Origin of the sequence: Fulvivirga lutimaris (genome assembly GCF_009711525.1) — a bacterium.
Lineage (GTDB): Bacteria > Bacteroidota > Bacteroidia > Cytophagales > Cyclobacteriaceae > Fulvivirga > Fulvivirga lutimaris.
This window is the reverse complement of sequence record NZ_SMLV01000392.1, coordinates 17,249-28,192: the sequence shown is the minus strand read 5'-3', so window position 1 is coordinate 28,192 and position 10,944 is coordinate 17,249. Positions and strand designations below refer to the sequence as shown.

Annotated in this window: 9 protein-coding genes; 1 reads left to right on the top strand and 8 read right to left on the bottom strand. The window is 38.5% G+C overall.

Annotated features, from left to right (window positions below; genetic code table 11):
- Nucleotides 1-524: energy transducer TonB (locus E1140_RS12870; RefSeq protein ID WP_155184303.1), on the top strand; the 524-nt coding region annotated here is incomplete at its 5' end.
- Here E1140_RS12870 and chrA read toward each other — a convergent pair.
- The 8 genes from chrA to rpoC form a co-directional block, all read right to left on the bottom strand.
- Entirely contained in the window at nucleotides 516-1,691 is a 1,176-nt protein-coding gene (chrA, locus tag E1140_RS12865; RefSeq protein WP_246202886.1) for a chromate efflux transporter, read from the bottom strand. The two genes, E1140_RS12870 and chrA, sit on opposite strands and share 9 nt — an antisense overlap.
- A gap of 3 nt (nucleotides 1,692-1,694) precedes the next feature.
- Nucleotides 1,695-2,666, bottom strand: a complete 972-nt coding sequence (locus tag E1140_RS12860; protein WP_155184299.1) for an isopenicillin N synthase family dioxygenase — start codon at nucleotides 2,664-2,666, stop codon at nucleotides 1,695-1,697.
- Between the two features lie 139 nt (nucleotides 2,667-2,805).
- Nucleotides 2,806-3,111: a 30S ribosomal protein S10 gene (gene rpsJ, locus E1140_RS12855; protein ID WP_155184296.1), complete on the bottom strand. Its 306-nt coding sequence runs from the start codon at nucleotides 3,109-3,111 to the stop codon at nucleotides 2,806-2,808.
- A gap of 11 nt (nucleotides 3,112-3,122) precedes the next feature.
- Nucleotides 3,123-5,231 carry an elongation factor G gene (gene fusA, locus E1140_RS12850; protein ID WP_155184293.1) on the bottom strand — a complete coding sequence of 703 codons (2,109 nt, stop codon included), beginning with the start codon at nucleotides 5,229-5,231 and terminating at the stop codon, nucleotides 3,123-3,125.
- Between the two features lie 13 nt (nucleotides 5,232-5,244).
- Entirely contained in the window at nucleotides 5,245-5,712 is a 468-nt protein-coding gene (rpsG, locus tag E1140_RS12845) for a 30S ribosomal protein S7 (RefSeq protein ID WP_155184290.1), read from the bottom strand.
- A gap of 13 nt (nucleotides 5,713-5,725) precedes the next feature.
- Nucleotides 5,726-6,100, bottom strand: coding sequence for a 30S ribosomal protein S12 (gene rpsL, locus E1140_RS12840; RefSeq protein WP_155184287.1), 375 nt, complete (start codon nucleotides 6,098-6,100; stop codon nucleotides 5,726-5,728).
- 150 nt (nucleotides 6,101-6,250) lie between these two features.
- Nucleotides 6,251-6,580: a DUF3467 domain-containing protein gene (locus E1140_RS12835; protein ID WP_155184284.1), complete on the bottom strand. Its 330-nt coding sequence runs from the start codon at nucleotides 6,578-6,580 to the stop codon at nucleotides 6,251-6,253.
- Nucleotides 6,580-10,890, bottom strand: coding sequence for a DNA-directed RNA polymerase subunit beta' (gene rpoC / locus E1140_RS12830; protein ID WP_155184280.1), 4,311 nt, complete (start codon nucleotides 10,888-10,890; stop codon nucleotides 6,580-6,582). The genes E1140_RS12835 and rpoC overlap by 1 nt, the downstream gene beginning before the upstream one ends.
- Nucleotides 10,891-10,944 lie beyond the last annotated feature (54 nt).

Genomic DNA, 10,944 nt, shown 5'->3' with positions numbered 1-10,944 from the left:
ATGATGATTTTGAAGAGTTATTGGAAATACCACCAACCGATATACCTCCTCCCCCTCCACCAAAGATTCAGCAGCCAGAGATTATAGAGATTCCTGATGAAGAGGAGATAGAAGAAGAAATTGAAGTAGATCTGGATATAGAAATTACTGAAGAGACTGTAATTGAAGATATTATTTTGGAAGAAGCTCCTGAAGAAGAGGTTGCAGATCAAATTTTCCAGATTGTAGAAGATCCTGCTGCTCCTATTGGTGGTTATGCCAAGTTCTATGAATATGTGGCAAAGAAGCTTAGATACCCGGCACAAGCCAGAAGAATGAACATTGAAGGTAGAGTCTTTGTGCAATTTGTAGTAGATGAAACAGGGGCACTCACTGAAGTCAAAACAGTTAGGGGCATTGGTGCCGGTTGTGATGAAGAGGCGGAGAGAATACTACAAGGAGCGCCTAAATGGTCTCCACCAAAACAAAGAGGAAAGCCCGTTAAGCAAAGGGCAATGATTCAAATAGTATTCAAGTTAAATTAAAATACCGGCCAGCAATCCAATAATAATAAGAATAGGGGATGGTAATTTGGTGAAAGTTAAAATAAGGAATGTGCCTATGGTGATGCCAAAATTAATATAATTAGGTTCTAGAGGTAAAAACATAAGCACAGCAGCAGAAATCACCATCCCTGAACTTGCTGCATTTATTCCCTCTAAAGATGCTTTGACTCGCCTATACTTTTTTAACCCATCCCAAAACCTTATTACAAAGAAGATTAAAAACACTCCAGGTAAGAATATCCCTAATGCTCCTGCAAGTGCTCCAATAATCTCCCCTCCTAAACCAAAGCTTCTCATCGATAGAGACCCAACATACGCACAGAAAGAGAACACAGGGCCAGGTAGTGATTGCATCAATGCATAGCCAGATAAGAACTCCTCAGAGCTTAAATAACCCTTAAACTCAACAAACTCGGTGTAGAGGAATGGAATTAAAACCTGTCCCCCTCCAAATATCAAACTTCCATTTCTGTAAAAGTTCTCAAATAGACGTAGCGGTAAATATTTGGTTACCCCACCAAGGACCGCTGCCAATATGAATACCCCAGCCCATAAGATAAAATTCGCCCATTCAATCTTTATCTCATCTTTCTTCTCAATTGGTTGCGCCTTGTACTTGCCAGAGCTTATCAACCCGGCAACAACCAATATTATAGGAAATAGATAAGGAGAAGGGTAAAACAAGGCGGCTAACATTGACAGTATCATCAATATCACGGCTGTAGCAGATTTCACCACCTTCATAGTTATTTTCATTGCAGCGTAAGCTACAAAGCCAACGGCCATAGGTTGGATAAACTTGGTAAATTCAATAGAAATATCCTGTTCCTGTAGATTGGAAATAGTAATTGCCGCAATAGTCATGATAGTCACTGCAGGTATCATCCAAATCAACAAAGTAAGGTAGGCCAGGTTAGGACCTCCTAATCTAAATCCAATGGCTGTAATGGTTTGTGTTGAGGTAGGACCGGGCAAAACCTGACATAGTGCGTTAAGCTCTATTAAGTCCTCCTCAGAGAGATATCCCCTTTTCTTAACCAGCAGATCAAGAAACATTGCGATGTGTGCCTGAGGGCCTCCAAAAGCCGTCACAGCAAGCACCATTACATCACGAAGGAAAATGTAATATCGGACTCGCTTAAACAACGCCTATTTCTTTAGTCCAATTTCAGCTAACCTCTGATTTAAAAATTCCCCAGCGGTTATATCGTCAAAAGATTTAGGATGCTCAGCATCTATACATTCATCTAAACATGTCAAGTCCATGTCAGATCTGGGATGCATAAAAAATGGTATTGAATATCTTGAATTACCCATCAGCTCTCGTGGTGGGTTAACTACTCTATGAATGGTTGACTTCAACTTCCCATTGGTATGTCTTTCTAGCATATCTCCAACATTAACAACCAACTGCTCCGGTAGCGCTGTAATTGGTATCCATTTACCATCTCTTCTTAGCACCTGAAGACCATCTGCACTTGCACCCATCAATAAGGTAATCAAGTTAATATCTCCATGCTCAGCTGCTCGCACCGCATCTTCTGGCACCTCCGCTGGGTTTTCTATCGGAAAGTAATGTATTGGCCTGAGAATACTATTTCCATTTTTCACTTTAGAATCAAAGTAATTTTCATCTAATCCTAAATAAAGGGCTATTGCCCTAAGCATATAAACTCCTGTCTTTTCTAGTCGTTGATAAACTTCAAGACCTATATCTTTCATTTGAGGAAGTTCTTCCGGAAATATATTATCAGGATATTCCTTTTTAATGGCATCTCCATCTGTCACCTCTTGTCCTATATGGTAGAACTCTTTCAAGTCACCAGTCTTTCTGCCTTTAGCGTGCTCTTTTCCCTTTCCTATATAGCCTCGTTGGCCTGCCAGTCCCTCAATTTCATACTTAGCTTTTTTTTCATCCTCTAGCTGAAAGAACCTTTTTATAACATCATACAACTGAGTTGATAACTCATCTGTCAGAAAATGATTCTTAACTGCTACAAAACCAATATTATTATATGCTTCGCCTAGTTTTTGAACAAATTCATTCTTCTTCCTTTCATCATCAGATAAGAAATCTGCCAGATCCAATGAAGGTACTTCATCAAATAGTTTCTCACTCATTATACTATACTTAAGGTGTAATGCAAACTAATAAAATTCTGATACAATTTACAGTCTTTATTATGAGTTAAAATCATGTAAAAATAAAAAGCCCTGTTCAGAAATTCTGAACAGGGCTTTTATATTATAATTAGTACTGTTATACTTTGATCTCTACATCAACTCCACTTGGCAATTCCAATTTCATTAATGCATCAACAGTTTTAGTACTGTTAGAGTAGATATCAACTAGTCTTTTGTAAGTACAAAGTTGAAACTGCTCTCTAGACTTTTTGTTTACGTGAGGAGATCTCAAAACAGTAAACTTCTCTTTAACAGTTGGTAAAGGAATTGGGCCATTAACAACAGCACCGGTAGTTTTTACCGCTCTTACAATCTTCTCTGAAGATTTATCAACCAAATTATGATCGTAAGACTTTAGTTTAATTCTTATTTTCTGATTCATAATATTAATCTTTATGCTAATTGCCCTTTAGTTTCAGCAATTACTGTATCTGCAATATTTTTAGGAACTGGGTCGTAATGAGAGAACGTCAATGAAGCAGTTGCTCTACCAGAACTCATAGTTCTTAAGTCTGTAACGTAACCAAACAACTCTGACAATGGAACACTTGATTTGATAACTGTAGCAGTACCTCTTGTGTCCATTCCTTTCATGATACCTCTTCTTCTGTTCAAGTCACCAGTTAATGCTCCTGTGTATTCCTCAGGAGTTACAACCTCCACTGCCATGATCGGCTCAAGTAATACAGGTGATGCCTTCTTAGCAGCTTCCTTAAATCCTATTCTTGCAGCTAATTCAAATGATAATGAATCAGAGTCAACATCATGGAAAGAACCGTGGAAAAGTCTAACTTTCATAGTATCCAATGGATAACCAGCCAAAGGACCATTTTTCATTGCCTCTCTGAAACCTTTCTCAATTGCTGGAATAAATTCTTTTGGAATTACACCACCAACGATTTTATTATCAAACTGTAATCCTTCTTTATCAAAATCCTCATCAACAGGACTTAATTCGAATACGATATCAGCAAATTTACCTTTACCACCAGACTGTTTCTTATAAACCTCTTTGTGCTCAACGTTAGCTTGAATAGCCTCTTTATAAGCAACCTGAGGAGCACCCTGATTGATCTCAACTTTAAACTCTCTCTTAAGTCTATCAATAATGATATCTAAGTGAAGCTCTCCCATACCTTTCAAGATAGTCTGACCAGTTTCGTGGTTAGTTTCTACTTGAAGTGTTGGATCCTCTTCAACCAATTTAGAAATCGCTAGACCTAATTTATCAGCATCCGCCTGAGTTTTAGGCTCAATAGCATATCCAATAACCGGCTCAGGGAATACCATTGATTCAAGAACGATCTTAGCATTCTCTGCGCAAAGGGTATCACCAGTTTTGATATCCTTAAACCCAACAACTGCACCAATATCACCACAATGAAGTCTATCAATCTGGTTTTGCTTATTAGCGTGCATTTGGAAGATACGAGATATACGTTCTTTCTTGTCAGTTCTTGTATTGAATACATAAGAACCAGACTCCAATACTCCCGAGTAAGATCTTACAAAACAAAGTCTACCCACAAATGGATCTGTAGCAATCTTAAATGCTAACGCAGAAAAGGGTTGATCTTCATCAGGCTTACGTTCAATTTTTTCTTCTGTAGCAGGATCGGTACCAACAATGCTATCTCTATCAAGAGGAGATGGCAATAATTCCATCACATAGTTAAGCATTGTTTGAACTCCCTTATTTTTAAATGCTGAACCACATAACATCGGCACAAATGCCAAATCAATGGTAGCAGCTCTTAATGCAGCAACAATTTCATCTCTAGTGATTGAGTCTGGGTCATCAAAGAACTTCTCCATAAGATGCTCATCATACTCAGCCACTGACTCAACTAATAACTCTCTGTACTCCTGAACTTCGTCAACCATATCAGCAGGTATTTCTACCTCATCGAAAGTCATACCCATATCGTCCTCATTCCAAACCATGGCTTTGTTTTCAACCAAATCCACAACTCCTTTGAAATTATCCTCAGCTCCAATAGGTAATTGTAAAGGCACCGCTTTAGTACCTAACATTTCTTTCACTTGCTTACAAACATTCAAAAAGTCTGCACCAGCACGGTCCATTTTATTAACGAAACCGATACGCGCAACTTTGTAATTATCAGCTAGTCTCCAGTTAGTCTCAGATTGAGGCTCAACACCATCAACAGCTGAGAATAAGAAAACAAGACCGTCCAATACACGAAGTGATCTATTTACCTCAACGGTAAAGTCAACGTGTCCTGGAGTATCTATAATATTGATATGATAAGTATTGTCTTTGTAAGGCCAAAATACAGTAGTTGCAGCAGAAGTAATTGTAATACCTCTTTCCTGCTCCTGCTCCATCCAGTCCATAGTAGCAGCACCATCATGAACTTCACCAATTTTATGGCTTACACCTGTGTAATAAAGGATACGCTCAGTTGTGGTTGTTTTACCAGCATCAATGTGAGCTGCAATACCAATATTACGTGTGAATTTTAAATCTCTCTTTGCCATTATAATTTAAATCTTAGAATCTGAAATGAGAAAATGCTTTGTTTGCTTCAGCCATTCTGTGCGTGTCATCCTTTTTCTTGATGGCTGCACCTTCACCTTTTGAGCCTGCAATGATTTCACCGGCAAGTCTATCTCTCATAGTCTTCTCACCACGAAGTCTTGCAAAACGAATCATCCATTTAATTCCTAAAGAAATTTTTCTTTCAGGACGAACCTCCATAGGAACCTGGAATGTTGCACCACCAACTCTTCTACTCTTAACCTCAACAGCGGGGCTGATATTACTTAGTGCTTTTTTCCAAGTCTCAAGACCATTCTCACCTGTTTTACTTTCTACTTGCTCTATAGCTTCGTAAAAAATACTGTAGGCAATACTCTTCTTACCATCTACCATTAAGTAGTTAACGAACTTCGTTACCAAAGTGTCACCAAACTTTGGATCTGGAAGAATATATCTTTTTTTAGGTTTAGCTTTTCTCATGCTTATCTAGAATTTATTTTTTCGGGCGTTTTGCTCCGTATTTTGATCTTCTTTGTGTTCTACCATTCACCCCAGCGGTATCTAATGCACCTCTAATGATGTGATATCTTACTCCTGGTAAATCTTTAACTCTACCTCCTCTGATTAACACAATAGAGTGCTCTTGAAGGTTGTGACCTTCTCCAGGGATGTACGCGTTTACTTCTTTACCGTTTGTTAATCTTACCCTAGCCACTTTTCTCATGGCCGAGTTAGGCTTTTTAGGTGTTGTGGTATATACTCTTGTGCAAACTCCTCTTCGTTGAGGGCAAGAGTCAAGTGCAGGTGACTTTGATTTCGACACCAACTTGGTTCTACCTTTTCTTACCAGTTGTTGAATAGTAGGCATTTATTAATATATTTTACTTATGTTTCTTTTCGTTTCAAAAATTCGGACTGCAAAGGTACCAAAGCAGTCGTATTTATCAAATAGTTTGATAGAAATATATTTGAGAATGAAATAAACGACAAAAACGACCTAATTAGGTCGTTTTTGTCGTTATGCTTCCCCTATTGTACCTCCAAAATTAATCGGAAATTTAGGGGCTTCATCTGTTTTCTTAATAGGGCCGAAGGTATCTTCATACTTTTGAATGTTTTCATTCAAAGCAGTTAACAATCTTTTGGCATGTTCAGGTGTAATCACAATTCTTGATTTCACCTTTGCTTTTGGCACTCCTGGCATGAGCCTAATAAAGTCAATTACAAACTCACTGTTAGAGTGAGCAATCATTGCCAGATTAGCGTAAACGCCTTCAGCAACATCTTCTGATAGCTCGATGTTAATCTGATTGGCGTTTACCTTTTTATCCTTTTGCTCGTCAGCCATTAGTTATCTTCTTGCAATTGCTTCACTTGAGAGCCTTCTTCTTTGGCAGCTACAAGGTTGTCATACTCTTCTTGAGAAGTTACCATGATGTCATTGAACTTTCTTTGTCCTGTACCTGCAGGTATTAAGTGTCCAACAATAACGTTCTCTTTCAATCCAAGTAATCCGTCAGCCTTACCTCTAATAGCAGCCTCACTTAAAACCTTAGTTGTTTCCTGGAATGAAGCAGCAGATAAGAAGCTCTCAGTCTTCAATGAAGCTTGAGTAATACCTTGAAGTACTGGTCTCGAAACAGCTGCCATGGCATCTCTAACCTCAACAGGTTTCAAGTCCTTTCTCTTCAAAGTAGAATTCTCATCTCTCAATTCTCTTGCAGTAATAATCTGACCTGGTTTGAAATTCTGAGAATCTCCAGCTTCAGTTACTACCTTTTTATCCATCACAAGGTCATTTTCCTCACCGAAAACAAATTTGTCAATGCTCTCTCCTGTAAGGAAACTAGTGTCTCCCGGATCAAGGATCATAACCTTCTGCATCATTTGGCTAACAATTGCCTCGATGTGCTTATCATTGATCTTCACACCCTGCAATCTATAAACTTCCTGAATTTCGTTTACTAAGTACTCTTGAACAGCAGTTGGTCCTTTAATGGCTAGGATATCTGCAGGAGTAATAGCTCCATCAGAAAGTGGATAACCAGCTTTCACAAAGTCATTATCCTGAACTAAGATGTGCTTAGAAAGAGATACCAAATATCTTTTCTTAATACCATCTTTAGATTCGATAAAGATTTCTCTATTACCTCTCTTGATACCACCATAAGTTACAACACCATCAATCTCACTAACAACAGCTGGGTTTGATGGGTTTCTAGCCTCGAAAAGCTCAGTTACCCTCGGCAGACCCCCTGTAATATCACGTGATTTACCCATGCTACGAGGTATCTTAGCCAATATTTGTCCGGCCTTGATTTTCTCTCCATTGTCTACTGCCAAGTGAGCTCCTACTGGAATGTTGTATCCTTTAGATTCACTCTTAGCATTAACAACCACCGCTGGGTTCTTAGTTTTATCTTTTGTATCAGTAATTACTTTCTCTCTGTGACCAGTTTGCTCATCAGATTCTTCTTTATAAGTAATACCTTCAATAATAGCATCAAATTCAATAGTACCATCAAACTCTGAAAGTATAACAGCATTGTAAGGATCCCAGAAACAAAGCTCCTGACCTTTCTCAACTGTATCACCTTCTTTCACTTTAAGGAAAGCACCATAAGGAACGTGGTTTGTCATAAGGACTTGCTTCTTCTTAGGATCAACAACCTTGATCTCACCAGTACGTCCCATGATCACCTCTACCTTATCACCATCCTTGTTAGTAGTCTTAAGGGTTCTAATTCCTTCAAATTCGATTACACCATCAAACTTAGCCTTGATGTTAGCATCAACCGCAATGTTAGAAGCAGTACCCCCAACGTGGAAAGTACGAAGCGTTAACTGTGTTCCTGGCTCACCAATTGACTGAGCGGCAATTACACCAACAGCCTCTCCAGCCTGAACCATGTTTCCGGTTGCCAAGTTACGTCCGTAACATTTAGCACATCCACCTTGCTTAGTCTCACAAGTTAATACTGAACGAATCTCAACTTCTTCTATGCTTGTCTCATCGATTCTATTTGTAATCTCTTCTGTGATTTCCTCACCACCAGCACAGATCAATTCATCTGTGATTGGATCGAAGATATCATGAACAGATACTCTACCTAAGATTCTTTCTGATAATGGTTCAACCACATCTTCATTATCCTTTAGGGCAGCTACTGTCAATCCTCTTAACGTACCACAATCAACCTCAGAGATAACTAAATCCTGAGCCACATCCACAAGTCTTCTTGTCAAGTATCCAGCATCTGCTGTTTTAAGAGCTGTATCTGCAAGACCTTTTCTAGCACCATGGGTAGAAATAAAGTACTCTAATACATCAAGACCTTCTTTAAAGTTAGAAAGGATAGGGTTTTCAATGATCGCACCTACTGAACCTGCAAGGTTTTTCTGTGGTTTCGCCATCAATCCTCTCATACCACCCAACTGTCTGATCTGCTCTCTTGAACCCCTTGCTCCAGAGTGCATCATCATATAGATTGAGTTAAATCCTTGATCATCTTCTTCAAGACGAGTCATCAAGGTGTTAGTCAATTGTGTATTTATTCTTGTCCAAATATCAATTACCTGATTGTATCTCTCGTTATCAGTGATAAGACCCATTAGGTAGTTGTTCCACACAGCATCAACCTCTTCTTTAGCCTGAGCAACAAGAGCTTCTTTTTCTGGCGGAATAGCAACATCGTTAAGTCCCATTGAAAGACCACCTTTGTATGCCATTTGGAATCCTAATTCTTTAATATCATCAAGGAAGTGAGCAGTTCTTGCCATTCCAGTGATTTTAAACACATCAGAAATAATCTTCTGAAGTTTTTTCTTAGTCAGTAGCTCATCAACGTATCCTACTTCTTCCGGAACACTTTCATTGAACAATACTCTACCTGCTACTGTATCGATAACCTTAGTTTCAAGCTCACCGGCAGCATTTCTTACTTTAGTTCTAACCTTAATAAAAGCATGCTTAGAAAGTATTCCTTCATTGATAGCAATGATAACTTCTTCAGCATTATAGAAGGTCATCCCCTCACCCATTACTGGCTGATCTTCAGTGCCTCTTCTACCTTTAGTTACATAATAAAGTCCCAATACCATGTCCTGAGAAGGTACTGTAATAGGAGCACCGTTAGCAGGATTCAAGATATTGTGAGAAGAAAGCATTAGCATAGAGGCCTCCAAAACAGCTTCTTGTCCCAAAGGAACGTGAACCGCCATCTGGTCACCGTCAAAGTCAGCATTAAATGCTGTACAAACTAATGGATGCAACTGAATTGCTTTTCCTTCAATAAGTTTTGGCTGGAAAGCCTGAATACCAAGTCTGTGAAGCGTTGGAGCACGGTTTAGAAGAACAGGATGTCCTTTCAATACATTCTCCAAAATGTCCCAAACTACAGGATCTTTTCTATCAACTATTTTCTTAGCCGACTTAACAGTCTTAACAATACCTCTTTCTATCAGTTTTCTGATAATAAATGGTTTGAAAAGTTCTGCAGCCATATCCTTTGGAAGTCCACATTCATGAAGCTTCAACTCAGGACCTACTACAATTACGGAACGACCAGAATAATCTACCCTTTTACCAAGTAAGTTCTGACGGAAACGACCTTGCTTACCTTTAAGCATATCACTTAAAGATTTCAATGCTCTATTACCATCTGATCTTACAGCGTTGACTTTTCTAGAGTTATCAAAAAGTGAATCAACAGCTTCCTGAAGCATTCTCTTCTCATTTCTAAGAATTACTTCTGGGGCTTTGATATCAATCAATCTCTTAAGACGATTGTTTCTGATAATTACTCTTCTGTATAAATCATTCAAATCAGAAGTAGCAAATCTACCACCATCCAAAGGCACTAATGGTCTAAGTTCTGGCGGAATTACAGGAACCATTTTGATTACCATCCATTCAGGACGATTCTCGATCCTTGTTCTTGCTTCTCTGAATGCTTCAACAACTTTCAACCTTTTTAAAGCCTCAGCTTTTCTTTGTTGAGAAGTATCTGTTGCAGCCTGATGTCTTAAATCATAAGACAATGAATCTAATTCAATTCTAGCTAAAAGCATCTCTAATGATTCTGCTCCCATTCTAGCAATGAATTTGTTTGGATCATCATTGTCCAATAATTGGTTTTCTCTTGGAAGTTTATCAAGTATATCCAAATACTCATCTTCTGTTAAGAAATCCATCATGGCCAAACCATCTTCTTCTTTGATACCTGGTTGAATAACCACATATCTTTCATAGTAAATGATTTGATCTAATTTTTTTGTTGGCAATCCAAGTAAATAACCAATCTTGTTAGGCAAAGATTTGAAGTACCAGATGTGAGCCACAGGAACTACCAATTCGATATGTCCCATTCTCTCTCTTCTTACCTTTTTCTCAGTAACTTCAACACCACATCTGTCGCAAATAATGCCTTTATATCTGATTCTCTTGTATTTCCCACAATGACATTCCCAGTCTTTTACAGGGCCGAAAATTCGCTCACAGAAAAGACCACCCATTTCTGGCTTATAAGTTCTGTAGTTGATTGTTTCAGGCTGTGTAACTTCACCATGAGAGCTCTCTAAAATAGACTCTGGTGACGCCAAACTGATAGTAACCTTTGAAAAATCCAGGTCTAGCTTTTTATTCTTTCTGAATGACATAGTATGTTTATTTATTTCTATAGTCCCGGATAAACCGGGACCATGAATTTTTAA